This is a genomic window from Methylobacterium sp. Gmos3, from assembly GCF_056430985.1.
The window spans coordinates 174,993-197,527 of the sequence record NZ_JBWJYL010000009.1 but is presented as its reverse complement, the minus strand read 5'-3'; the positions used below and the strand labels follow the sequence as shown (position 1 = coordinate 197,527).

The 22,535-nt window shown below is 69.1% G+C and carries 29 protein-coding genes, 1 tRNA gene and 2 pseudogenes; 15 read left to right on the top strand and 17 right to left on the bottom strand.

Annotation, left to right across the window (positions count from 1 at the left end; genetic code table 11):
- Positions 1-16: 16 nt before the first annotated feature.
- The 5 genes from ACS5Q7_RS19955 (at position 17) to ACS5Q7_RS19935 (ending at position 4,410) form a co-directional block, all read left to right on the top strand.
- Positions 17-994 (top strand): GlxA family transcriptional regulator, encoded by a 978-nt coding sequence (locus ACS5Q7_RS19955; protein WP_478340999.1) that lies wholly within the window; start codon positions 17-19, stop codon positions 992-994.
- 347 nt (positions 995-1,341) lie between these two features.
- Complete coding sequence (locus ACS5Q7_RS19950) at positions 1,342-1,827, top strand: winged helix-turn-helix transcriptional regulator (RefSeq protein ID WP_478340998.1); 486 nt, start codon at positions 1,342-1,344, stop codon at positions 1,825-1,827.
- Between the two features lie 200 nt (positions 1,828-2,027).
- The gene (locus ACS5Q7_RS19945) at positions 2,028-2,591 is read left to right on the top strand and encodes a PaaI family thioesterase (protein WP_478340997.1); all 564 of its coding nucleotides are present in this window, start codon (positions 2,028-2,030) and stop codon (positions 2,589-2,591) included.
- Between the two features lie 155 nt (positions 2,592-2,746).
- Positions 2,747-4,054, top strand: a complete 1,308-nt coding sequence (locus ACS5Q7_RS19940; protein ID WP_478340996.1) for an MATE family efflux transporter — start codon at positions 2,747-2,749, stop codon at positions 4,052-4,054.
- 176 nt (positions 4,055-4,230) lie between these two features.
- Complete coding sequence (locus ACS5Q7_RS19935) at positions 4,231-4,410, top strand: hypothetical protein (protein ID WP_478340995.1); 180 nt, start codon at positions 4,231-4,233, stop codon at positions 4,408-4,410.
- A gap of 132 nt (positions 4,411-4,542) precedes the next feature.
- Here ACS5Q7_RS19935 and ACS5Q7_RS19930 read toward each other — a convergent pair whose 3' ends face one another.
- Positions 4,543-5,262 (bottom strand): SDR family oxidoreductase, encoded by a 720-nt coding sequence (locus ACS5Q7_RS19930; RefSeq protein ID WP_478340994.1) that lies wholly within the window; start codon positions 5,260-5,262, stop codon positions 4,543-4,545.
- A gap of 142 nt (positions 5,263-5,404) precedes the next feature.
- Between ACS5Q7_RS19930 and ACS5Q7_RS19925 the strand changes: the two genes are divergently transcribed.
- Positions 5,405-6,004 carry a TetR/AcrR family transcriptional regulator gene (locus tag ACS5Q7_RS19925; protein WP_478340993.1) on the top strand — a complete coding sequence of 200 codons (600 nt, stop codon included), beginning with the start codon at positions 5,405-5,407 and terminating at the stop codon, positions 6,002-6,004.
- Positions 6,005-6,122: 118 nt separating this feature from the next.
- Entirely contained in the window at positions 6,123-6,566 is a 444-nt protein-coding gene (locus ACS5Q7_RS19920) for a MarR family winged helix-turn-helix transcriptional regulator (protein ID WP_478340992.1), read from the top strand.
- A 38-nt stretch (positions 6,567-6,604) separates the two neighbouring features.
- On the opposite strand, the gene ACS5Q7_RS19915 is transcribed toward ACS5Q7_RS19920, so the two are convergent.
- From ACS5Q7_RS19915 to ACS5Q7_RS19900, 4 genes and pseudogenes are all read right to left on the bottom strand, one after another.
- Positions 6,605-7,528, bottom strand: coding sequence for a ketopantoate reductase family protein (locus tag ACS5Q7_RS19915; protein WP_478340991.1), 924 nt, complete (start codon positions 7,526-7,528; stop codon positions 6,605-6,607).
- A 28-nt stretch (positions 7,529-7,556) separates the two neighbouring features.
- The gene (locus tag ACS5Q7_RS19910) at positions 7,557-8,057 is read right to left on the bottom strand and encodes a DUF302 domain-containing protein (RefSeq protein ID WP_478340990.1); all 501 of its coding nucleotides are present in this window, start codon (positions 8,055-8,057) and stop codon (positions 7,557-7,559) included.
- Positions 8,058-8,370: 313 nt separating this feature from the next.
- Positions 8,371-8,565, bottom strand: a pseudogene (locus ACS5Q7_RS19905) (integrase core domain-containing protein); the annotation flags it as partial.
- 352 nt (positions 8,566-8,917) lie between these two features.
- Positions 8,918-9,187: pseudogene (locus ACS5Q7_RS19900) on the bottom strand (transposase); the annotation flags it as partial.
- An 891-nt stretch (positions 9,188-10,078) separates the two neighbouring features.
- Here ACS5Q7_RS19900 and ACS5Q7_RS19895 point away from each other — a divergent pair.
- The 3 genes from ACS5Q7_RS19895 (at position 10,079) to ACS5Q7_RS19885 (ending at position 13,144) form a co-directional block, all read left to right on the top strand.
- A complete protein-coding gene (locus tag ACS5Q7_RS19895) occupies positions 10,079-10,861 on the top strand; it encodes a thermonuclease family protein (protein ID WP_478340989.1) in 783 nt (260 codons plus the stop codon).
- 14 nt (positions 10,862-10,875) lie between these two features.
- On the top strand, positions 10,876-12,330 hold the full coding sequence (locus tag ACS5Q7_RS19890; protein ID WP_478341140.1) for a M48 family metalloprotease: 1,455 nt from the start codon (positions 10,876-10,878) through the stop codon (positions 12,328-12,330).
- Positions 12,331-12,457: 127 nt separating this feature from the next.
- Positions 12,458-13,144, top strand: a complete 687-nt coding sequence (locus ACS5Q7_RS19885) for a glutathione S-transferase family protein (protein WP_478340988.1) — start codon at positions 12,458-12,460, stop codon at positions 13,142-13,144.
- Positions 13,145-13,165: 21 nt separating this feature from the next.
- Here ACS5Q7_RS19885 and ACS5Q7_RS19880 read toward each other — a convergent pair whose 3' ends face one another.
- The 5 genes from ACS5Q7_RS19880 to ACS5Q7_RS19860 form a co-directional block, all read right to left on the bottom strand.
- Positions 13,166-13,372 (bottom strand): DUF2934 domain-containing protein, encoded by a 207-nt coding sequence (locus tag ACS5Q7_RS19880; RefSeq protein WP_478340987.1) that lies wholly within the window; start codon positions 13,370-13,372, stop codon positions 13,166-13,168.
- 46 nt (positions 13,373-13,418) lie between these two features.
- Complete coding sequence (locus tag ACS5Q7_RS19875) at positions 13,419-13,589, bottom strand: DUF3606 domain-containing protein (RefSeq protein ID WP_478340986.1); 171 nt, start codon at positions 13,587-13,589, stop codon at positions 13,419-13,421.
- 108 nt (positions 13,590-13,697) lie between these two features.
- A complete protein-coding gene (yidD, locus tag ACS5Q7_RS19870; RefSeq protein ID WP_478341139.1) occupies positions 13,698-14,102 on the bottom strand; it encodes a membrane protein insertion efficiency factor YidD in 405 nt (134 codons plus the stop codon).
- A 2-nt stretch (positions 14,103-14,104) separates the two neighbouring features.
- Positions 14,105-14,551 (bottom strand): iron-sulfur cluster assembly scaffold protein, encoded by a 447-nt coding sequence (locus ACS5Q7_RS19865; protein WP_478340985.1) that lies wholly within the window; start codon positions 14,549-14,551, stop codon positions 14,105-14,107.
- A 171-nt stretch (positions 14,552-14,722) separates the two neighbouring features.
- Positions 14,723-14,854: a hypothetical protein gene (locus tag ACS5Q7_RS19860; RefSeq protein ID WP_478341144.1), complete on the bottom strand. Its 132-nt coding sequence runs from the start codon at positions 14,852-14,854 to the stop codon at positions 14,723-14,725.
- Between ACS5Q7_RS19860 and folE the strand changes: the two genes are divergently transcribed.
- The 3 genes from folE to ACS5Q7_RS19845 are packed head-to-tail and all read left to right on the top strand — an operon-like array spanning position 14,793 to position 17,106.
- On the top strand, positions 14,793-15,587 hold the full coding sequence (gene folE / locus ACS5Q7_RS19855) for a GTP cyclohydrolase I FolE (protein ID WP_478340984.1): 795 nt from the start codon (positions 14,793-14,795) through the stop codon (positions 15,585-15,587). The two genes, ACS5Q7_RS19860 and folE, sit on opposite strands and share 62 nt — an antisense overlap.
- Positions 15,588-15,610: 23 nt before the next feature.
- Positions 15,611-16,054 (top strand): phosphoribosyl-AMP cyclohydrolase, encoded by a 444-nt coding sequence (hisI, locus tag ACS5Q7_RS19850; RefSeq protein ID WP_478340983.1) that lies wholly within the window; start codon positions 15,611-15,613, stop codon positions 16,052-16,054.
- On the top strand, positions 16,051-17,106 hold the full coding sequence (locus tag ACS5Q7_RS19845) for a patatin-like phospholipase family protein (protein WP_478340982.1): 1,056 nt from the start codon (positions 16,051-16,053) through the stop codon (positions 17,104-17,106). Before hisI ends, ACS5Q7_RS19845 begins: the two co-directional genes overlap by 4 nt.
- Positions 17,107-17,113: 7 nt before the next feature.
- Here the strand turns inward: ACS5Q7_RS19845 and ACS5Q7_RS19840 are convergent, their stop codons facing one another.
- From ACS5Q7_RS19840 to ACS5Q7_RS19815, 6 genes are all read right to left on the bottom strand, one after another.
- Positions 17,114-17,455: a helix-turn-helix domain-containing protein gene (locus tag ACS5Q7_RS19840; RefSeq protein WP_478340981.1), complete on the bottom strand. Its 342-nt coding sequence runs from the start codon at positions 17,453-17,455 to the stop codon at positions 17,114-17,116.
- 317 nt (positions 17,456-17,772) lie between these two features.
- Complete coding sequence (locus tag ACS5Q7_RS19835) at positions 17,773-17,970, bottom strand: type II toxin-antitoxin system HicA family toxin (RefSeq protein WP_478340980.1); 198 nt, start codon at positions 17,968-17,970, stop codon at positions 17,773-17,775.
- Positions 17,971-17,979: 9 nt separating this feature from the next.
- Entirely contained in the window at positions 17,980-18,267 is a 288-nt protein-coding gene (locus ACS5Q7_RS19830; protein ID WP_478340979.1) for a DUF1902 domain-containing protein, read from the bottom strand.
- Positions 18,268-18,387: 120 nt separating this feature from the next.
- Positions 18,388-18,462: transfer RNA gene (locus ACS5Q7_RS19825), tRNA-Gly, on the bottom strand.
- A 98-nt stretch (positions 18,463-18,560) separates the two neighbouring features.
- Positions 18,561-19,025 (bottom strand): NUDIX domain-containing protein, encoded by a 465-nt coding sequence (locus tag ACS5Q7_RS19820; protein ID WP_478341138.1) that lies wholly within the window; start codon positions 19,023-19,025, stop codon positions 18,561-18,563.
- Positions 19,026-19,033: 8 nt separating this feature from the next.
- Positions 19,034-19,729: a fumarylacetoacetate hydrolase family protein gene (locus ACS5Q7_RS19815; protein ID WP_478340978.1), complete on the bottom strand. Its 696-nt coding sequence runs from the start codon at positions 19,727-19,729 to the stop codon at positions 19,034-19,036.
- A 131-nt stretch (positions 19,730-19,860) separates the two neighbouring features.
- Between ACS5Q7_RS19815 and ACS5Q7_RS19810 the strand changes: the two genes are divergently transcribed.
- Together ACS5Q7_RS19810 and ACS5Q7_RS19805 are read left to right on the top strand one after the other, a co-directional pair.
- Positions 19,861-21,294 (top strand): FAD-binding oxidoreductase, encoded by a 1,434-nt coding sequence (locus ACS5Q7_RS19810; RefSeq protein WP_478340977.1) that lies wholly within the window; start codon positions 19,861-19,863, stop codon positions 21,292-21,294.
- A gap of 244 nt (positions 21,295-21,538) precedes the next feature.
- Positions 21,539-21,835 carry a DUF2218 domain-containing protein gene (locus ACS5Q7_RS19805; RefSeq protein WP_478340976.1) on the top strand — a complete coding sequence of 99 codons (297 nt, stop codon included), beginning with the start codon at positions 21,539-21,541 and terminating at the stop codon, positions 21,833-21,835.
- Positions 21,836-21,851: 16 nt separating this feature from the next.
- On the opposite strand, the gene hslV is transcribed toward ACS5Q7_RS19805, so the two are convergent.
- On the bottom strand, positions 21,852-22,397 hold the full coding sequence (gene hslV / locus ACS5Q7_RS19800; RefSeq protein ID WP_243959736.1) for an ATP-dependent protease subunit HslV: 546 nt from the start codon (positions 22,395-22,397) through the stop codon (positions 21,852-21,854).
- Positions 22,398-22,535 lie beyond the last annotated feature (138 nt).

Below are 22,535 nucleotides of genomic sequence, written 5' to 3'. Positions count from 1 at the left end.
TCGGACACCGGTTCTCATGACGTCCCGAACAGTCGCCCTCCTTGCCCTGCCGGACGTCCAGCTCCTCGATGTCGCCGGCCCGCTCGACGTCTTCGCCGAGGCCAATATCCAGTGCGGCCGGGAGGTCTATGCCCTCGCCGTGATCGGGTCGGCACCGGGCCCGATCACCACCTCCTCGGGACGGCGCCTCCTGCCGGACCTCATCGCCCCAACCGAGGCGAGCTCGTCTTTCGACACGCTCCTCGTGGCTGGCGCCCCCCGGATGCATGAGGCGGTGGTAGCCCCCGAGCTTCTTGCGTGGTTCCGAGACGCGGCAAGGCGATGCCGGCGCTATGGCTCGGTCTGCAGCGGAGCGTTCCTGCTTGGGCAAGCCGGCCTTCTCGACGGCCGGCGGGTGACGACGCACTGGGCGGTCGCGGAGAGGCTGGCCGCACGCTTCCCGGCGGCGCGAGTCGAGGTGGACGCCATCTGCCTGTTCGACGGCCCGCTCCGGACGGCGGCCGGCGTCACGGCCGGTCTCGATCTCGGCCTGGCGCTCGTGGAAGAGGATCTCGGGGCCGAGATCGCTCGGCGGGTGGCGGCGCAACTCGTCATGTTCTTCAAACGCGGCGGCGGCCAGATGCAGTTCAGCCGTCGCGGCGTGAGCGCGTCGTCTGGCCGCTCGGCGTTGCAGGAAGCCCAACGCTGGGTGGCCGCGCATCCCGCTGAGGATCATGGCGTCGAGCGTCTGGCCAGCCGGACCGGCATGAGCCCCCGTCACTTCGCGCGCGTGTTCCGGGCAGAGACCGGCATGACTCCGGCGGCTTACGTCGAGACCGTGCGGATCGAGGCGGTGCGCCGCCTCCTGGAAACGGGCGACGTTGCTTTGAAGCAGGTCGCGGGCGCCTGTGGCTTCCGGGACGTCGACACGCTCAGGCGCGCCTTCATGCGGCGGGTCGGGACGACGCCCGCCGAGTATAGGCGCCTCCACGCGGCGCCTGCGATCCGGCTCTAGGCTCGTAGCCATTCCAATCGCTTATAGACCACCGAGAGAGCTTCGAAAGAGAACCCTTGGATTGAACGACGGAGCTCGCTGGAGGTCAGGAGGAATCGAGCAGCCTTTCGCGCACGCTGCCAGAGCCTTCCCACGATCAGTCGTGCAGGCGAAGAACTGATCACTCGCGCGCTTGGAAGTCTGCACCGCCACCGTCCGACAGCAACGCGGAACGCGATGGTCCCGATCGTCGCTCGGTTCCACGGTAGAGAGCGGCGCCGCGCATTCGGATGACAATGAACCAGGGCGTCCCGTCCTCTAACCTTCAGTAACTTGCATAATGAAAGTGACTCGGCCATGTTAGGCCGATGCAACGCACGCCCTTCGATCAGATGCCCTGTCCCGTCGCCCGATCCTTGGACCGGGTCGGCGAGTGGTGGAGCATCCTCATCCTTCGGGACGCCTTCTACGGGCTGACCCGGTTCGACCAGTTCGCGCAGAGCCTCGGGATCGCGCCGAACATGCTGACCCGCCGGCTCAAGGCCCTGTGCGAAGCGGGTCTTATGGAGCGGCGGCCCTATCAGGAGCGGCCGGCCCGGTACGAATACGTCCTTACCGACAAGGGGCGGGACTTCCGGCCGGTGCTCTGGACCCTGTTCGCCTGGGGCAACCGCCACCTCGCCCCCGAAGGCGAGAGCGTCATCCTGACCGATCCGGCCACCGGCCTGCCCGTCGATCCCGTCGTGGTGGACCGGCGGACCGGCCGCCCCCTCGAAGAGGGTGTGCGCGTGGCGGCGGGCCCGGCCGCCAGCGACAGGCTCCGGCGCCGCTTCGAGCCCAATACGATGATCTGACAGCGGGAGCGACGGAGATGGGCGACGCCGTCCGACTCACTCTCGGCCACACGGGGATTCGCGTGGCGGCCAACAGCGCCGTCGGGAGCCATGGCGCCCGATCGTCGACCCGATGGCCCCGAAGAGCCGCAACGTCACCCTCGCCACCGCCCTCGTGCCGCTGATGCGCAGGGTCGGACCGCCGAAAGGACCCGTCGCCGATGCCCACTGATGCCGCCCTCGATACCGCACCGTCCCGCCGTCGCGTCGTGGAATGGTCCGACCCCGCCCTCGTGGCGAAGGCAGGCCAGGGCCTCGACGGCCTAGCCTTCCTGCGGGCGATGATGGCGGGGGAGGTTCCGCCCCCGCCGCTGATCGCCCTGCTCGGCATCGATCTCGTCTCGGCCGAGCCCGGCCGGGTGACGATGCGGATGGGGCCGGGCGAGTACCTCTACAACCCGCTGGGCTCCGTCCACGGCGGCGCGCTCGCGTCGCTCCTCGACAGCGTGATGGGTTGCGCCGTGCATGCGTCGCTGCCCCTGGGCCGGGGCTACACCACGCTGGAGATCAAGGTGAACTACCTGCGCGCGGTCACGGCCGCGTCGGGGACGCTCACGGCGGTGGGAGAGGTCGTCCATGCCGGCCGCCGACAGGCGGTGGCCGAGGCTCGGCTCTCCGACGGGGCGGGACGACTCTGCGCCACGGCGAGCACCACCTGCCTGCTGATCGACCTGCAGCCACCGGCGACCGACCCGGTCGTGGCGGCCTGGACCCGAGTCTCGTGACGGCCGCTCGTGCCGCCCGGCCGCCGGTATCAGCGCGCGATCTCGACCCGCCCGGCCTCGGGAGCGGGCCGCCCCCACGGGATGCCCGCACGGAGCGCCTGCTGAGGGGCTCGGTCCTCGGAACCTTGCTGCGCCTCGCGGGGCCCAACGTCCTGATGACAACCGCCCAGGCCTCGACGGGCCTGATCGAGACCTACTTCATCGCCCGCCTCGGCACCGATGCCCTGGCCGGCATGGCCCTCGTCTTCCCGATGCTGATGCTGATCCAGATGATCTCGGCCGGCGCGGTCGGCGGGGGCATGCTCTCGGCCGTCTCGCGGGCGCTCGGCGGCGGTCGGCTGGAGGAGGCGAACGGTCTGGTCTGGCACACGGTGGCGATCGCGGTCGGGCTCGGTGTGCTTACCACTGTCGCGGCCCTGCTGGCCGGTCCGCATCTCTATGCGGCCATGGGGGGCAGCGGAGCGTCGCTCGCGGCGGCGCTCGCTTATTCGGATGTGGTCTTCGCCGGCGCCGTGCTGCTCTGGCTGTTCAACGCGCTGGCCGCCGTGATCCGCGGCACCGGCAACATGCTGCTTCCGGCGGGAGTGATGTGCGCGGGCACGGTCGCCCTCATCCCGCTCTCGCCCGCCCTGATCTTCGGCATCGGGCCTCTGCCGCAACTCGGCGTGGTCGGCGGAGCGGTCGCCGTTCTGGCCTACTACGTGGCCGGGATCGTCGTCTTCGCTGCTTACCTTTGGTCCGGCCGCGGAGTCCTGCATCCTCCGGTCCGGCCGCCGGCCCTGTCGCGGACCGCGCTGGCGTCGATTCTCCGGATCGGTGCCGTCTCGGCCGTCGTCAGCGCCACCACGAATGTGACCATCGCCACGGCGACCGGCCTCGTGGGCGTGGCCGGGCCAGCGGCGGTCGCGGGGTACGGCACGGGGGCGCGGCTCGAATACCTCCTCGTGCCCATGGTGTTCGGCCTGGGGGCGCCGCTCGCCGCGATGGTCGGGACGGCGGTGGGCGCTGGGGATACGGCCCGTGCGAAGCAGGTGGCCTGGACGGGGGCGGTGATCGCCGGCCTCCTCGCGGAGGCCATCGGGCTCGGCGCCGCGCTGCGGCCCGAGGTCTGGCTGCGCCTGTTCGACCAGGACAGCGGCATGCTCGCGGTCGGCGCGCTCTATCTTCGTCTTGTCGGACCCTTCTACGGCCTCTTCGGCGTCGGGCTCGCCCTCTACTTCGCCGCCCAGGGGGCGGGACAGGTGGGGTGGCCGCTGGTTGCAGGATTGCTCCGCGTCACCGTCGCGCTCGGCGGGGGACTCCTGGCCCTGCATCTCGGCTACGGGTTGGAGGGCCTGTTCCTCGCACTCGGCGCTGGCCTTGCCACCCTGGCTTTCATCAATGCCGGCGCCTTGGCGTCCGGGGCGTGGCTCGGACGATCTCGGACGTCGACCGCTCTGCCACCGGCGCCGCACAGGGCATGACGGGCCGCCGGTCATGCCGGTTCGTCAACCGGCGGACCTGCTCCTTCCGACCCCTGCCAAGCGAAGCAGGGGCTTAGCGTAATTCCCGAAGGCCCCCATTCCCTATGCCCGCTTCCAAGATGAACACTCTCACGTGCCTCGTGTCGGGAACCCCCGTGCCTTTCGGCGGCGACCGCATGACCGTGATCACGCCGGAACTCGCAGAAGCCTTCCAGCCCGGTGATCACCTTTTGGTCCTGCAGGAGACCGGAGACCTGCTCCACATCCCCGCGGCCCAGATCGCCATGGCGACCGCCGCGGTGGACCGGGCACATGCAGCCCTCATGGTACGGCGGAGCGCATCGAAGCCGGCATGATGTCACTCGCTTGGTCCAAGCGCGTGCTTGGGCGACGCTGTGACTGGCTGAGGGAGGGCGGCGACTGTCGCCACCGCCACCTCGATGTGTCGGGTCTGAAAGTCCTGCGAAAACCAAATCGACGGAGGTCCGTCAGCCACCGGCCTGCAGCGCGGCTTCGAGCTGCGGTCCGGTTTGGGACCAAAGCTGGCCGATCTGCTGCGCCGTGGGGTCCGGGAAGATCGAGGTCTGACCCTCGGCGAGGCCCCGGACGATGTTGGCGGCCGCATGTTCGGGCGACGCCTTCTCCATCGGCATGTCCTTGGCCAAGTCCGTGTCGATGGGACCGGGATAGATCCCGACGACGGTGACCCCGGACTGCGCCAAGGTGCCTCGTAGCCCTTGGGTCAACGAATGCAGGGCGGCCTTCGAGGCCGAGTAGCCGGCCAGGAGCGGCACGGGCGCAAGGCCGACGACGCTGACGACGTTGGCAATCGTCCCCGATCCACGGCCGGTGAGATGCGGCAGGAAGGCCCGGATGACCCGCATCGTGCCGTAGTAGTTGACGTTCATGTCAGCCTCGACCGCGTCCTGGCTCGTCGCGATCCAGTCGCCGAACGCCATGGTGCCGGCGTTATTCACGAGGATGTCGAGGTCCCTGGCGGTGCCGGCGGCCGCGGTGACGGATGCGTCGCTGGTTACGTCGAGTTGCAACGGGACGACCCGGCGGTCGCCGAAGTCGGGCAAGGAAGCCACGCTGCGCGCGGCGGCGTAGACCTTCGCTACGTCCGCCTTGAGGAACTCGCGCACGACGGCTGCACCGATGCCGCGGTTGGCGCCGGTGACCAGCACTACCTTGTTCTGCAGGGACATGATCTCTCCTCCGATAGGCGTCGCACGCGGAACCCGTCTCGCGGCGATGTAAACCGATCTGTTTACATACAATTACGTAAACAGATCGGTTTACCCGGTCAAGGCCGCTCGGTATGGTGCGGAGGGATGAGAAGGGGGGCCGATGGCCGGCGACGTGCGGGGCGAGGAAAAGAAGCAGGAAATCGTGCAGCAGGCTTTCGACCGCTTCTACGACGGCGGTTTCCATGCGACCGGCGTCGATGCCGTCCTCTCGGAGAGCGGCATCTCGAAGCGTACGCTGTACAAGTATTTCCCGACCAAGGACGACCTCATCGAGGCGGTCCTGGACCACTACGGACAGGTCATCGTTGGCAGGCTTTTTGATCCCGTGGCGGCTTCGAACGAGGAGCCGCGCCAGCAGATCATGGCCTTCTTCGATGCCCGCAAGGCGATGATCGACGAGAACCCGACGCGAGGCTGCCTGGGGATCAAGGCGGCCCAGGAGTTCGTCGGCAAGCACGACGGCTTGGCCGCGCACGGGAAGCGGGCTGCGCTATACGTCGAGCAACGCTTCGTCGACCTCTGCGAGCGGGCCGGGTTCGCGAGGCCGGCCGAGGTGGGCAAGCAGATCAACGTGCTGTTCCAGGGAGCCCTGCTGCTCTCGCAGGTCTACGGCGACGGCTCACCGTTCGCGTCCGCCAAGCATGCGGTCGCCGCGCTTCTGGAGGCCGCCGACGAACCTGCTTCCTCGGATCGCCAGTGAGGCCACGGCTCTCCGCTCGAACAGAGCGGACCTTGATTCCCTCGTTGCGAACAGGGGCAATTGCCGCCATCTCGATGCAGGCAATGGGCCGTGGACGCCAAGGGAGCGAGAGGCACATATGGACGACCTGCCACCGGAGGCCTGCAGTTGCTCCGCCGTGAGGCAGGCCGCCCGGCACCTGACGCGTCTCTATGACGGCGTACTGGCTCCAATTGGCCTCGGCCTCAACCAGTATTCCATCCTGGCCAAGGTCGACCGCCACGGCGAGCCGTCGGTCCAGCAACTCGCCGCGCTTCTGGTCATGGATCGCTCGACCCTCGGCCATCTCCTGCGACCACTGGACAGGCGCGGACTTCTGACCGTCCGGCAATCGGCGAGCGATGGCCGAAGACGGGTCGTGGCGCTCACGCCGGAGGGAAGCGCGCTCCTCGCTTTGGCCAAGCCACTCTGGAAGTCCGCCGAGGAAGGCTTCCAGGACAGCTTCGGGCAGGATGAGGCAGCCGGTCTCAAAAACATGATGCGCCAGGTCACCACGACCGATCTTCCCGGTACGGCCCGTTAGGCGGGCCTTCGCCGGATAACAGGCAGTTTCGGTTCGTCTCAGGCGTTTCCGAGCCTGTTCTGGAAGACCGAGAGATGCGTGTAGGCGGCGGCGAGCAGCGACGTCTCGATGCCGGCGCCAGCCGCGGCGCGGACGAGGTCGCCGATGATGTTCTCGACCTCGACCTGGCGTCTATTGAGGAGGTCTCGGTACATTGAGGACGTCAGGGGCGAGCCCTTGGCGGTCAGTTGATCGCGCGTCGCAGTCAGGAAAGCCTCCGAGGGGCCTGTGCCGATGGCCCGGACGGTCGCCACGGCCTCGTCCAGGACGGCGAGCGCAAAGGCCGGTCCGCCGGGCGCGGCCTCGATTTCCCCGATGGGCCCGCGCATCAGGCAGGTCACGGCGCCGATGGTGGCCAGGAGGATCCACTTCTCCCACATCTCGCGCCGGATCTCGCGAGACAGGCGTGGCTGAAATCCGCCCGCCCGCATCAGCTCGTGCAGCGCCTGGATGCGTCGCGTCGTGCCGCCGTCAAGCTCCCCGTAGGCGAGATCCTGAAGTGGGCTGAGGTGTACCACGCGCCCCTCGTCGTCGAGCATGGTCGCGATCTTGAGGGCGCAACCGACAAGGTTCCCGGGCGAGAAGTGCTCCGCCAGGATCTCCATGTGCCGCATGCCGTTCAGCACCGGCAGGATCATCGTCTCCGGCCCGACCGCCGGGCGGAGGTCGTTGAGCGCCGCGTCGAGCTGGAAGCCCTTCACCGATAAGAGGACGGCGTCGAAGGTTTCGTCCAGGGTGTCTGCGGTGACCAGTTGCGGCTCGACGGTCGCGTCGCCGAGCGGGCTGATGATCCTGAGGCCGTCGCGTCGCAGCCCCTCGGCGCGACCCCGTCGAACGAGGAAAGTGACGTCCCGGCCCGCCTGGGCGAGCCGGCCCCCGATGTACCCGCCGGTCGATCCGGCCCCCACGACGAGCAGGCGCATGGTGTTCTCCTATCGAGCGAGGGCGAGTTCACGCCGTGGTGCCGGTCACCTGTTCCGCGAGGGCGGCAAGCTTGGCATCGAGGCCTCGGGCCGCGGCGAGGCATGCCTCATCCGCGATGTTGCCCATCAGCGTGGAAGGCACGTCGTAGGCGAGGCGCGTCGTGGCAGAGGCCTCGTCCCGGTAGATGACGAGCCGGACTGGCACGTTGAGGCCGGCCCGGATGTCGTGGCGCAGCATCGTGATGGCAATGAGCGGGTTGCCAAGGGTGTACATCATCACCTTGGCATCTTGCCCATAGAGCTTGAGCCATTCGCCGTGGTCGAGCGTGAGGAAGCGGGTGAAGCCGCTCGGTCCAAGATGCTTCTCGACCCGGCTCCGGAACTCCCCCTCGTCTCGCGCACCACCTGGGAGAGCTGGCCAGCCGACCACCTCGATTGACCCTACTGCGTGTTCGAAGGCGGCGACGACCTTCTCGAACGACTGCGTGGTGACGTGCTCGACGTGTCGGACCTGCAGTTCCTGGATCATCTTCGTTCGTCCCTGATCACGCACCCGGGCAGGCACCCGTCAAGGCAAATATGTGCAATTGCCCTTATTCGGCAAGCCGACATCGAGCGGTTCGAATCGATCAGTCATTTCACTCCGTGCAGTAGGTCTGTCCGACCGGCCAGCCGGTGACTTTGCGCGCTCCGACACGCCGTCCAAGACGACAGAAAGCGGCGGCATTGACGTCCGTCTCGCCTCTAAACAAGTGTCGATCATAATGGTTGAAGCGGTCGGAAATGGCCGCAGAGGAGCGGTGCGATGTGATCGGCCCCCACTAGGTGGTCCAAGAGTGAAGTCAGTGTGCGGTAGGCCGCTCCACCACGGGCAGCTTGGTCGGCGGAGCCGGTCGGGCGAGCGCAGCTGGCCAAGCGGTGAAGGCTGGCATGAACATTTCCGGGGCTGGCGGACGGTATCCGAGCGACGAGTGGGGGCGGCCAACGTTGTACGGTCGTCTCCAGCTCTCGATCACGATCTGTGCCTCCTTCAATGTGGAGGAAGCTGAGGAAGTGACGGGCCCTGCGGTCGAAGCGTGTGACGATGCGGCGGAAGTGCTTGAGCTTGTTGAAGCAGCGCTCGATGGTGTTGCGGACCTTGTAGGCGGCGAAGTCGTAGGGGATCGGGCGCCGCCGGGTCGGGTTGCATGGGATGACCGCCTCAGCCCCTATGTCGAAGATGAGGCTACGCAGGGCGTTGCTGTCGTAGGCTTTGTCGGACAGGACGCGGAGCGGCTAGAGGCCGTCGAGCAGCGCCGGAACCAGCGGCGCATCCCCACGCTGGCCGGGGGGCGAGGATAAGCCTGAGCGGTCTCCCGCGCGCATCGGCGGCCATATGGATCGTGGTCGTCAGTCCTCCTCGGGAGCGCCCCAGAGCCTAATCCCCCCTTTTTGGCTGCCACCCTTGCCGGTGGCCGCCTGCTGGTGAGCGCACACGAGACTGGAGTCGAGACTGACGTAGTCGTTGTCGGGATCGACGATGAGGTCGGCGAAGACCCGCTCCCACACCCCGGCCTTGGCCCAGCGGGTGAAGCGCTTGTGAGCGGTCTTCCACTTGCCGTAGCGCTCGGGCAGATCGTGCCAGTGCGCTCCCGATCGTAGCACCCATAGCACGCCGCCAAGCGAAACCCTGAATGTCGATTGAACCTAGGGCGTCCCACTGAGCCCACTCCCCGCGATTTAAAGGTGACGCCGCGAATCACCCTCCAGCCGCTGGGCGTCATTCGACGCGAGTAAGGTGGCGAGGAAGTCAGAGGCAATCTCATCAGCCGTGGGCATCGCGCCAATCCGATGCGTACGAGCCACAGAGGCCTCTCCGCGTTGCGCCCGTTCGGCGGTCTCGAAGTCCACGAGGCAATCCCGCAAGGCATTCGCACCGGCCTTCTTGGCGGCCGCCGGGACCTTCGTCCGCAAGCTCTTGACCCAAGCCGTCTTGCCCTTTCACGCGACCGGCATGAAGGGCCGTAGCGCCACCCGGATTGGCCGCCGGAAGTAGTAGATGCTGTGGCGGTCGCGGATGAGATACGACATCAGCGTCATGGCGTTTGCATCACCGAATTGTAGGACCGGCGGCTGCTAAGGCACTGATATCGTCGGAGTTTCAGGCCAATCAAGGCCTTAAAGGTTGATGGCGTCCCCGGCAGGGCTCGAACCTGCGACCCCAGGTTTCATCCCACTTCGGCTTTCGCCGCCGCCCGGCCGGAGGCTCGGGGCGTTCGTGGTCTGGACTATCCCTTCACCCTGGGCCTTTCGGCCTGTAGGTGCCGCCCGTCTAGTCTCTACACCTTCCCGCCGGGGCGGGCTTGGCTCGGGATCGGCAGGGCCGTGGTGCCGGAGCACCGGGCCGGAAGCTTTCCCCGACTTTGAGCGGATCCGCCGCGCGGTTTCCCGGCGCGACGCCCAATTTGAACCTTTAGGAAACCTGTGCTCTGTCCAGCTGAGCTACGGAGACAACCGCGCGTCCTTAGCATCTCCACGGGGCGCGGCCAACACCGTCGGAGGCCGGGAGCGATGGGGCTGCGGCGTCACTCGGCGCTTCTCGCGCTGCTCGCATGGCCCTGCTCCGCCCCCGCCGGACCCGTCGCCCATCCCGATTGCCGGGAGGCCCCCAGCCGGACCGAGACCCTGGACAGTCTCGGCCCGCGCGGCGAACTGCGCTTCGCCTCCGGGGGGCGGGCGGTCCTCGATTCGCTGCGCTGGCCGGAGGAGGACGATGCGGCGCGGGTCCGCATCGCCGCCAGGGCCGGGCAGCGGATCCTCGTGACGCCGCGCGGCCTGCCGGACCGCTGGGGCCGCGAGCGCGTCGGCGCCGAATCCCTCGCCGACGGCACCGACCTCGCCGGAGACCTCGTGGCGGCGGGCCTCGCCGCCGTCGATCCCGGCGAGGCGGACGCCCTCTGCCGCCCCGCCCTCCTGCGCGTCGAGGACACGGCGCGGCGGCGGCACCTCGGCCTGTGGCGCGAAACGCCCCCCGACGCCCAGGACGGCCCCGCCCTGAGGCGACTCGCCGGACGCCACGCCGTGGTCGAGGGCATCGTCCGCCATGTCGGCGAGCGCAGCACGCGCACCTACCTCGACTTCGTCCCTCGGGGCGGCGACGGCCTCACCGTCACGGTAACGAAACGCACTTGGCGAACGATGGCCGACCATGGTTTGACTGCCGACTCGCTGCACGGCACACGCGTGCGGGTCCGTGGCGTCATCGAGATCGGGCGCGGCCCCGTCATCGCGGTCGCGACGCCCGATGTGATCGAGGTGCTGCACGGGCAGGACGATTCTGGGGTGCGGCGCTGAGCGCGATGGACGTGATGCGGGGGGTGGTCGGTTTCCGGCGGGCGGCCTGTCTCGGCTTCGCCGCCCTGATTCTGGGCGCCTGCGTGGCGGACCAGACCGGCTCGGTGAGCGCGCCGGCCGCCGTGCGCGTGCCGGCCGGAGCGCCCAAGGTGACGGGCCGCGAGCGGGCGTCCGATGCCGATCACCAGAAGCTCGTGGCCTCCTTCGGCGGCGAGGCCAAGGCCCCCGCCGTCACCCGTCTGCTCACGGAAGTGACCGACCGCCTCGTGAAGGCGAGCGACCGGCCGGACCAGGCCTACGCCGTCACCCTGCTCGATTCGCCCGTCATCAACGCCTTCGCCCTGCCGAACGGGCGGCTCTACGTCACGCGCGGCCTCGTGGCGCTGGCCAACGACACGTCCGAGGTCGCGGCGGTGCTGGCCCATGAGATGGCGCACGTCACCCTCAACCACGCCACCGCGCGGAGCGAGCTGGAACTGCGCTCCGCCCTGGTGAGCAAGGTGGTGGCGGACGTTCTGAACGACCCCGACACGGGGGCGCAGCTCAAGAGCCAATCGCGCTTCGCCCTGGCCCGCTTCTCCCGCGAGCAGGAACTGGAGGCCGATGCCGCCGGGGTGAAGACCCTCGCGGCGGCCGGCTACGACCCGTTCGCGGCGGCGCGATTCCTCACGGCGCTGAACCGCACCGTGCAGTTGAAGCAGGGCGGCGGCACGGCGGGCGAGCCCGACATGCTCGCGACCCATCCCGGCACGGCCGAGCGCGTGAGCCTCGCCATCCGCGCCGCGCGCAAGGTCGGTGCGCCGGGCATCGGCACCGACGACCGCAGCCGCTACCTCGCCGCCATCGACGGCTTGGCCTACGGCGACAGCCCCCGCGACGGCGTGGTCCGCAGCGGGCGCTTCATCCATTCCGGCCTCGGCATCGCCTTCGCCGTGCCGGAGGGGTTCAGCCTGGAGAACACCCGCTCGGCGGTGCTCGGCACCACGGCGGACGGGAACCGCCGCCTGCTCTTCGACCAGATCGAGAGCAAGGAGGGCCAGGGCCTCGATGCGATGCTCAAGGCGACCTGGAACGACAGCCTCGATCCCGCCGGCTCCGAGAGCCGCGACGTCAACGGCAACCCGGCCGCCTTCGCCCTGTCGCGGGGCAAGGACTGGACGTTCCGCCTCGCCGCGATCCGCCTCGGCGGTGCGACCTACCGGATGATCATGGCCGCCAAGGGCAGCGCGGACCCCGACACCGCCTTCAGGCGCTGGGTATCGAGCCTCGCCGAGGTCCCGGCCGAGGAGGTGACGGCCCTGCGCCCGACGCGCCTCCAGATCGTCCAGGCGGAAGGCGCCGGCACGGAAGACCTCGCCCGGCGCATGGTCGTGTCCGACCGCGCCCTGGACCGCTTCCTCGTCCTGAACGGCCTGGAACGCGGCGCGGCCCTGGTGCCGGGCCGCAGCTACAAGATCGTCACCGACTAGGGCAGAGACGCACTCACTCCGTTCATGCGTGTCTGCCCTAGCTCCTTGTTTTTGCATCAATTTTTCCAGACACGGCTGACGCCTTCGTCTGGATCGATGCACTAGGCGTCAACCCCGGAGACCGCGCGTGATCCGTTTCTATTACAACCTCTCGCCGAACCCGATGAAGGTCGCCCTCTGCCTGGAGGAACTCGGCCTTCCCTACGAGCCGGTGCCGGTGGACACCCGCAAGGGCGACCAGTTCGACGCCGCCTATGCCGCGGTCAATCCGAACGCCAAGGTGCCGGCGATCGTGGACGGAGAGACGACGGTGTTCGATTCGAACGCCATCCTCCTCTACCTCGCGGAGAAGGCGGGCCAATTCCTGCCGCCGCAGAACGGGGCGGCGCGCGGCGAGATGCTGTCCTGGCTGATGTTCGTGGCCACCGGCATCGGGCCGTTCTCCGGCCAGTGCGTCCACTTCCGGCACTTCGCGCCGAAGGATGCCGGCGCCTACGCCATGGACCGCTACGTCTACGAGGCGCGCCGCCATTGGGGCGTACTGGACAAGCACCTTGAGGGCCGCGCCTTCATGGTGGGCGATGCCTACTCGATCGTCGACATGGCGGTGTGGGGATGGGCCCGGATGGTGCCGTTCGTGGTGGGCGAGGACGCATTCGCGGGCCTGCCCAACGTCAAGCGGCTGCTCGACGCGATCAATGCCCGCCCGGCCGCCCAGCGCGCCGAGGCGCTGAAGGGCCGCCACGCCTTCAAGGCCGAGATGGACGACGAGGCGCGGGCGAACATGTTCCGCTTCATCAAGCCGGCCGCCTGAGGCCGAGGAAACCGGGGCGTTCTACGCCCCGGTCCCGCCGCCGGACTTGTCCTTGCGGCGCTCCCGCTCCGCCCGCAATTCGCGCTCGGCGATCAGCCAGAACTCGATTTCGAGGCCTTCGGGCCGATGGTTGCGCTCCCACAATTCGTAGGCGCGCTCCCGGATCTGCTCGAAGGTGATCGCATCCTGGCGAGACTCGTCTGCGCCCGCATTCCGCTCTGAGGTCATCGCGCCCTACCGAACCGGTGCCACGCGCCGCGCCATGCGGCGTTCCTCAGGATCCCGGCCGGTGCAGGTAGGCGGTGATGCTCGTGACGCGGGTGCCGACCATGGTCACCGCCTTTCGCAGGCGCTCCTCGCTCACGCCGAAATGCTGCGCCCAGGCCATCCGGCTGGTGCGGTCGAAGATGTCGATGTGGCTCTTGCCCTCGGTTCCCGTCGTCATGGCACCCAATCCCGATCTCTGGAGGCACCCGGCCGCGCCGGGCTCTTTCCCGATCAACCGGAGGCCGCAGATTAGGTTTCACCGCCCCGCGAGGAACGGGCGCGCCTGTCACTCCCAGCGGAAGGGCGGCGAGCGGAACGGCAGGTCGGGGAACGGGCGAGGTTCGGGCGCCGGTTCCGGCTCCGGTTCCTCCACCGCCTCGCACGTCAGGAGCGAGCCCTCCGGCAGGGGCGGCGCCTCGGTGCCGCGCCAGCGGCCGTAGGACCAGGGCCGGTACCAGGCCGCGTCCTCCGGCAGGCGGCCGGGCACGAGGTCGATGCCGTGGGTGCCGAACGGGCCGCAGCGGCAGATGCGGGCGAAGCCCATCCACGCCCCCGGCCAGACGCCATAGGTGGCGATGGCTTGATCCATGTAGGCGGAACAGCTCGGCCAGTGGCGGCACTGGCGGCCGATCAGGGACGACAGGCTGAGCTGATAGGTGCGCAGCGCGAGATGCGCGGCCCGCCGCGGCAGGCTCACGCTGCGGCCCGCCGCTTGGCCTCGATCTGGTCGAGGGCATCCACCACCGCGTCGAAGGTCAAGAGCGTCGAGGCGTGGCGCGCCTTGAAGTCCCGCACCGGTTCCAGCACCGCGAAATCGGCGAAGGGACCGGCCGGCGGCGGGGCGCCCTCCTTCAGCATCGCCCGCATGGAGGCGCGCAGAGCCCGCAGATCCTCCGCCGAGGTGCCGACGACGTGCCGGCCCATGAGCGACGAGGACGCCTGCCCGAGGGCGCAGGCTTTGACATCCTGCGCGAAATCCGTCACCCGGCCGTCCGCGCCGAGGGTCACGTCGACGGTGACCGTCGAGCCGCAGAGCCGGGAATGGGCCGTGGCGCTCGCATCGGGTGCCGCCAGACGGCCGAGACGCGGGATGTCGGCGGCGAGTTCCAGAATGCGTCGATTGTATATATCGTCCAGCATTAAAGCCTCAGTTGAGCAAGCATAAGGGCAGCCAGACCGCCCGCGCAGCCAACGTCGGATTGCGCGTTTGCTCGGGAGGCACGATATAGGCGATGTGCCGCTGCTTCGCGAGGAGGCGGCCGGTCGACCGAGGTCGCGCCCAAGGCCGAGGTCGGGCTCATCCGCCCACGTTCATCCGGGGCACCGGCCCGTGCGCCAGCCACGGGCGCGGGTCCCACACGAGAACCCGAGCCCGATCAGCATGTACGCGAAGCCCGACAGCACCACGATGAAGACCCGTGTGGCGCGGGCCGGAGATGCCATGGATGCCGCACTCAAATCCCTGTCCTACAGTGTCGACGGTCAGGCCCTGAACGGCATGCGCAACGATAATCTGCCGTTCCGCGACGGCACCGCCGCCGTGACCGAGATCGCCCCGGAGCCGGCCTCCGCGACCCGCGTCCCCGAAGGGATCGCCCTGGGCCGTCCGAGCCGCGAGGAGGCCGAGGCCGCCGTGCGCACCCTGCTGCGCTGGGCCGGCGACGATCCGACCCGCGAGGGCCTGATCGAGACCCCCGCCCGCGTGGCCAAGGCCTACGAGCAGCTGTTCGGCGGCTACCGCATCGATGCCGATTCGCTGCTGGAGCGGGTGTTCGAGGAGGTGGAGGGCTATTCCGACATCGTCCTGGTGCGGGATATCCCGTTCCACTCCCATTGCGAGCACCACATGGTCCCGTTCATGGGGCTGGCGCACATCGCCTATTACCCGTCGAAGGGCGTGGTCGGCCTCTCGAAGCTCGCCCGCGTGGTCGATGCCTTCGCCAAGCGCCTTCAGACGCAGGAGACGATGACGGCGCAGATCGCGGACGTGATCGAGAGCATCCTTAAGCCGCGCGGCGTCGCCGTGATGCTGGAAGCCGAGCATCTGTGCATGGCCATGCGCGGCGTGCAGAAGGCCGGCGTCTCGACCCTCACCACCCAGTTCCGCGGCGTGTTCAAGGACGCGCCCGACGAGCAGGTCCGCTTCCTGACCCTCGTCCGCGGCGGAGCCAAATAGGCCCTCGCGGCTTGTCGAACGCCATGCCCGAGACCGCCCCGACGCACGCATCCCGCATCGCCTTCCCCACGCCCGGCAGCAAGGCCGAGGTCGAGGAGGGCGACCTCTTCATGCCCCGCTTCGACCGCGACGGCCTCGTGACCTGCGTCACGGTCGATGCCGGCGACGGGCGGGTGCTGATGGTCGCGCACATGAACGCCGAATCCCTGGCGCGGACGGTCGAGACCGGCGAGGCGTGGTACTGGTCGCGCTCGCGCGGCGAGTTGTGGCGCAAGGGCGCCACGAGCGGCCAGACCCAGCGCGTCGTGGAGATGCGCACCGATTGCGATCAGGACGCCGTGCTGATCACCGTCGAGGTCGGCGGCGATGGTGGCTGCTGCCACACGGGTCGCCGCGCCTGCTTCTACCGCACCGTCGCCCTCGACCGGGAGACCGGACAGGTGCGGCTGCGGTTCGCCGGGGAATGAGCCGCCTGCCGGAGCGGCGCGAGCTTCCCCATCGCCCCATCCCCTCTCCGTCCCGGGCCGAATCGCCGCGCGGGCGCGCCGCCGAGGCGGCCCGCCGTCCGGCCTCCTGGGCCGAACCTGAATTCTCGCCCGGCACCGTCGAGCCGGTTCGGCCCGCCGAGACCGGCCCCCGCCTCGGCCTCGCCCTGGGCGGCGGCTCAGCGCGGGGTTGGGCGCATATCGGCGTCATTCGCGCCCTGGAGGAAGCGGGCCTCGCGCCGACCGTGGTGGCCGGCTGCTCGATCGGCGCGGTGGTCGGCGCCTGCTACGCGGCGGGGCGGCTCGACCGGCTTGAAGCCTTCGCCCGCTCCCTGACGCGAGGCCGCGTGGTGCGCCTCGTGGACCCGCGCCTGCCCGGTTCCGGCCTCATCGCCGGCAACAGGCTGCGGCGTCGGCTGCTGACCGACCTCGGCGACAGCCGGATCGAGACCCTGCGCATCGCCTTCGGCTGCGTCGCCACGGAGTTCGGCACCGGCGCGGAGGTCGCGCTGACGGAGGGGCCGCTGGTCGAGGCCGTGCGCGCCTCCTACGCCATTCCCGGCCTGTTCCCCCCGGTGGACATCGCCGGGCGGTTCTTCATGGACGGCACCCTCGTGAACCCGGTGCCCGTGGCGCTCGCGCGGGCGCTCGGCGCGGATGTCGTGGTCTGCGTGAACCTCAACGGCGACACGGGCGGCCCCGTCACGCACGAGGTGACGGCCCCCGCCCCGCGCCGGGGCATCCTGGACGCCATGCGCGGCCGTGTGCCCGGCCTGTCGCGCACGCCGCCGGAGCCGCCGGTGCCCGGCATCGCCCGGGTCGTGCTCGATGCGTTCAACATCACCCAGGACCGCATCTCCCGCGCCCGCCTGGAACGCGATCCGCCGGACGTGGCCATCGGCCCGGACGTGGCGGCCTTCGGCCTGTTCGACTTCCACCGCGCCGCCGACGGCATCGCCCTCGGCTACCGCGCCGCCCGCACCGCGCTACCGCGCATCCGCGCCGCGCTGGACGGGGCCGCCGCGCGGGTGTGAACCCTGCTCAGCGTTCGTTGCGTCTCCGCCTCCAGCCCGCGAACGCTTCCGTTTGAACGATCAGCAGTTCCAGATCGTCGTCGGACAAAGACGATGCGGCCAAGCAAAGCCGCTCCACGTTCTGTGCCCGCGATGTTGAAGGCTTGGCAGCGGTCGCACCGAGCAAGGCATCCGGCGTCGTTTCTAGAGCGTCGGCAATGCGAACGAGCGTCGCGAGATCGGGCTCGCGTAGCCCGATGACGTAGTTCGAGTAGCGCTTGTCGCTCAGACCGGCGCGGCGCGCGACGTCCGCGTGAGACAGGGCGAGCACGGCGGCTCGCTCGCGCAATCGATCCCCGAACAGCTTCATCAGAACGAACTGTTCTGAACTCCACCAGGATGCTATGAACGATGCGTTCTTTAACCCACGAATCGTTGAACTTAACGCATGATGGAGCGGATACACGGCTCACGTGCCCTTGGCATCGCAATCGATTCCGTTCTCGCCATTCGTCTGAATCGGGACAACACGCGCTACCGAATTTTCAAAGCCGTCATGATCGAGCTTGAGGATAGAGCGCAATAAGCATCGCATCGTCGCCACCGAGCGCGAACATCTCGCCCCAGGAGATCGAATACCGCCGTCCTTCGCATCGCCGACGCGCGGGTGTCAGGAGCCACCGCCTCTCAGAATGCCTTCGGCAGGCCGGCATCCTTCAAGATGGCGTTGGCGGTGTGGGTGACCTGCGTGTTCCTCGGAACGGTGAAGTGCCGCTTGGTGATGGGGCTTCGCCAGATCTCGTGCGAGCCCTTGCCCTGGCGGACCAATTCGCAGCGCGCTGCGAGGAGTAGGCGCACAAGCGCCGGGTAGAGGTTGCCGCCCACGTGCGTGTTTCAGCAGGCAGAGGCCAGTTTGGCGTGGACGAGGTGCTCGATGCGCACCGGGATGCCACGCCCCGCCGGAACATCGGACTCGAGGTGGTTGGCCGCCACGAGATCGGGCACGAGATCGGTGATGATCTCCACCAGTTCGTCGAACGTCGCGGCCTCGGCGTTCAGACCCGGGATCGCCGACTCGGAAACGTACCAGACGCCGAGGTCGCGATCCCTGGCGATCTTGACCTCGAAATCCATCCGGGTCGCGGCCGCCGCACGGCCATCGGGATCATCGAGCCTTGCCATGGCGCAGACGGTAAGTCCGTCCCCCGGCCACCGCAAGCAAGGCACGGTTGAAGCCAACCAGAAACGACGAAGCCGCCCGAAGGCGGCTTATCGTTAGTCTGGTCGTCTGGTTGGGAAAACTGGAGCGGGCGAAGGGATTCGAACCCTCGACCCCAACCTTGGCAAGGTTGTGCTCTACCCCTGAGCTACACCCGCTCACAATGCTGTTGGCCGCCCCGGAAGTCCGTGCCGGCGGCCCCCGGCGGCGCTCTCTAAACACCATTCCGACGGGCGACGCAAGCCCGTTTTCCGGCTCACCACTGCAAAGCTGGCGGAAGGCCCTCCCGGAACTCCCGCAGCCGGGCCACCGTGCCCCGGCTCGTGCCCTCCGGCGGGGCGGCGGCAGGGAAGAAGCCGCCTTCTGCGATCTCCCGATCCGGCGCCTTCGGCCCTAGAACGGTGAAGGCGGGAGCCACGAACAGGGCGACGTGGTCGCGGGATGTGCCCGCCACGTTGTGGAACAGGCCAAGGAGGCGCAACGGCGCCTCGATGCGGATTTCCCCCTCCTCGCGGAATTCCCGCACCATCGCCTCCTCGGCGGTCTCGCCGCGCTCGACGCCGCCGCCCGGCAGGTGCCAGCCGCTGAGATAGGTGTGGCGCACGAGGTACACGCGCCCCTCCCCGTCGAGGGCGATTCCGCGCACCCCGAGGGTGACGCCCCGCGTGGCGAGGGCGCCGAGGAAGAACAGCCGGCGGAAGGCCGGGCGGTCGAGGATCAGCCGCTTCGTCACACGACGTCCAGGGTGATTTCGCCGAGCCCCGCCACGGCCGCGACCATGCGCTGCCCACGCTCCACGGGACCGACGCCGGAGGGCGTGCCGGTGAAGATCAGGTCGCCGGGCTGGAGGGCGAAGTAGCGGGAGAGATAGGCGATCTGCTCGGCCACCGACCAGATCATGTCCGCGAGGTCGCCCTTCTGCTTCACGGTGCCGTCGACGGACAGGGTGATAGCCCCCTTGTCGGGGTGCCCGATCAGGGCGGCCGGATGCAGCGCGCCGATGGGGCCGGAGGAATCGGCCGCCTTGCCCGTGTCCCAGGGGCGGGACATCTTCTTGGCTTCCTCCTGGAGGTCGCGCCGGGTCATGTCGAGGCCGATCGCGTAGCCGTAGACGTGGTCGAGGGCGGACTCGACCGGGATGTCGGTGCCCCCGCCGGACAGCGCCGCCACCATCTCCACCTCGAAATGGTAGTTGCTGGTCTTGGACGGGTAGGGATGCGGCGTCGGCTCCGCGCCGATGATCTGGAGGGCATCGGCCGGTTTCATGAAGAAGAAGGGCGGCTCGCGATCCGGGTCGGCGCCCATCTCGCGGGCATGGGCGGCGTAGTTGCGCCCGACGCAATAGACCCGCCGGACCGGGAAGAAATCCTGGCTGCCGACGATGGGCAGGGTGGTCCGGGGCGGATTCTGGATGACGGAGAGCATCGGGATCCTCAAGTCTTCGCGTCGCCTGCGGCTGGAATGCTGCCGGGCGCGAACCTCGTTGTAAGCCATCCGCCACGGGCCGCCATCCGGCCGGGCTTGCTGAGCGGGCCACTGCGCGCAAAATTCATGCGATGACCGAGCCCGCCCCCTCCGCTCTCCTCGACGCCCTGCGCGGTGCCCTTGGCGACCGCCACGTCCTGACCGACCCTGATCTGCTGGCGCCCTATCTCAGCGAGCGGCGCGGGCTCTTCCACGGCGCGACGCCCGCCGTGCTCCGGCCCGGCTCGACGGAGGAGGTCGCCGCCGCTGTGCGGCTCTGCGCCGGGGCGGGGGTGCCGTTCGTCGCGCTCGGCGGGAATACCGGCCTCACCGGCGGGGGCGTGCCGCAGGGCGGCGTGGTGATCTCGCTGGAACGGCTGACGGCCGTGCGGGCAATCGATCCCATCGGCGCGACGATCATCGTGGAGGCCGGCGCGATCCTCGAGACCGTGCAGGCGGCGGCCGACGCGGCGGGGATGCTGTTCCCCCTCACCTACGCCTCGCGCGGCTCGGCGCGGATCGGCGGGGGCATCGCCACCAATGCGGGCGGGCTCAACGTGCTGGCCTACGGCAATGCCCGCGAACTGACCCTCGGGCTCGAAGTCGTGCTGGCGGACGGGCGGATCTGGAACGGGCTGAAGGCCCTGCGCAAGGACAATGCGGGCTACGACCTGAAGCAGCTCTTCATCGGCTCGGAGGGCACGCTGGGCATCGTCACGGCCGTCGCCCTGCGGCTGTTCCCGAAGCCGCGCTCCACCGGGGTCGCCTTCGTGGGCCTCGCCTCGGCGCGGGCCGCCCTCGACCTGTTCGTGTTCCTGCGCGACCGGGCCGACCGCGATCTCACCGCCTTCGAATACCTGCCGCCCTTCGCCCTCGAGCTGGCGCTCCGTCATGGACGAGGCACGGTGCGCCCCCTCTCCGGGGATCACGGCGCCTACGCCCTCGTCGAGTTCTCGTCCTGCCGGCCGGGCTCCGAGGCGCGGCACGATCTCGAATCGGCCCTCGGCGAAGCCTTGGAGGCGGGGATGATCGGCGATGCCGCCATTGCGTCGGGCGGGGCGCAGGCGAAGGCCTTGTGGGACCTGCGCGAGGCCGTGCCGGAGGCCCAGACCCGCGAGGGCGGCTCGATCAAGCACGACGTGTCGGTGCCCCTCGCCCGCCTGCCGGAGTTCCTGGAACGGGCCAATGCCGCCTGCCTCGCCGCCATGCCGGGCCTGCGCCCCTGCGGCTTCGGCCATTTCGGCGACGGCAACATCCACTTCAACCTCAGCCAGCCGGTCGGCATGGACAAGGCCGCGTTCCTCGACCACTGGACGCGCTTCAACCGGATCGTTCACGACATCGTGCACGAACTCGGCGGCTCTATCGCGGCCGAGCACGGGGTTGGGCTCATCAAGCGCGACGAACTCGCCCGCTACGCCCCGCCCGTCGCCCTCGACCTGATGCGCGACATCAAGGCGGCCCTCGACCCGAGGGGCCTGCTGAACCCCGGCAAGGTCGTGCCGCCCCCTGCGGAGAGTGCGTGACAGGGATCGACTTTTGTGCGCCGCGCCATAATTCAGCTCCCCTGACGGCGGAGAACGGGGACGCGGCAGACACACCTGCCGCAATCGAACCTTGGCGTTAACCCGTTGCTAAGGCGTCGATTGGACCTTCTGGTGAGGGCACGGCCGCTATTCTGGAAGAGTAGGCCCGCCCCTTGCTTCTCGCCGTCGGACGTTTCGCAGTTGCGAGACAGACCGCCGAGCGCCATCGATCCGGAGTCATCCGATGCCCTCTTCACTGGCCCGCGTGCAGACCACCGAGGCAAGCCGTTACCTGCAGCAGCTCTGCCGCCACTGGAGCCACAAGTTCGAGGTCGAGGCGACCGCCGATCACGGCACCGTCCCCTTCGGCACCGACCGCGTGTGCACGCTGGATGCCGAGCCGGACGCCCTCGTGATGCGCATCGAGAGCGCCGACCCGGTGAACCTCACCCGCCTGGAGAACGTCGTCTCGGACCATCTCCTGCGCTTCGCCTTCCGCGAAGGGCTCGGCGACATCCGCTGGTCGCGCGCCGTCGCCTGAGCCGTCCGGCGGCGCGCTACCGCGCCGCTTCGTCCAGCGCCTCGATGACGAGGTTACCGTTGGTGTAGACGCAGATCTCCGCCGCGATGCCCATTGCCTTGCGGACGATCGCCTCGGCATCGAGCGCCCCGTCCTCGAGCGCCCGCGCGGCGGCGAGGGCATAATTGCCGCCTGAGCCGATCGCCATCACGCCGCTTTCCGGCTCCAGCACGTCGCCGGAGCCCGATAGCAGCAGGCTGACGTCGCGGTCGGCCACCAGCATCATCGCCTCCAGACGGCGCAGGTAGCGGTCGGTCCGCCAATCCTTCGTCAGCTCCACGCAGGCGCGGGTAAGCTGGCCGGGATACTGCTCCAGCTTGGCTTCCAGCCGCTCGAACAGGGTGAAGGCGTCGGCCGTCGCTCCGGCGAAGCCACCGATCACCGCGCCCTTGGCGAGCTTGCGCACCTTGCGGGCATTGCCCTTCACGATCGTCTGGCCGAGGCTCACCTGCCCGTCGCCGCCGATGACGACGCGACCGCCCTTCCGCACCATCAGGATCGTGGTGGCGTGCATGCTGGGCATGCCGCCCCGCTCGTCGTGGCTCACGTCTGCGCTCCTGTTCCGTGATGCGGCGCAGATGGGGAGGCTTCCCCGTCGCGTCCAGCGCTTCGGCCCCTCATGGTCTTTGCGAGCGAAGCGAAGCAACCCAGGGTAGCGGGA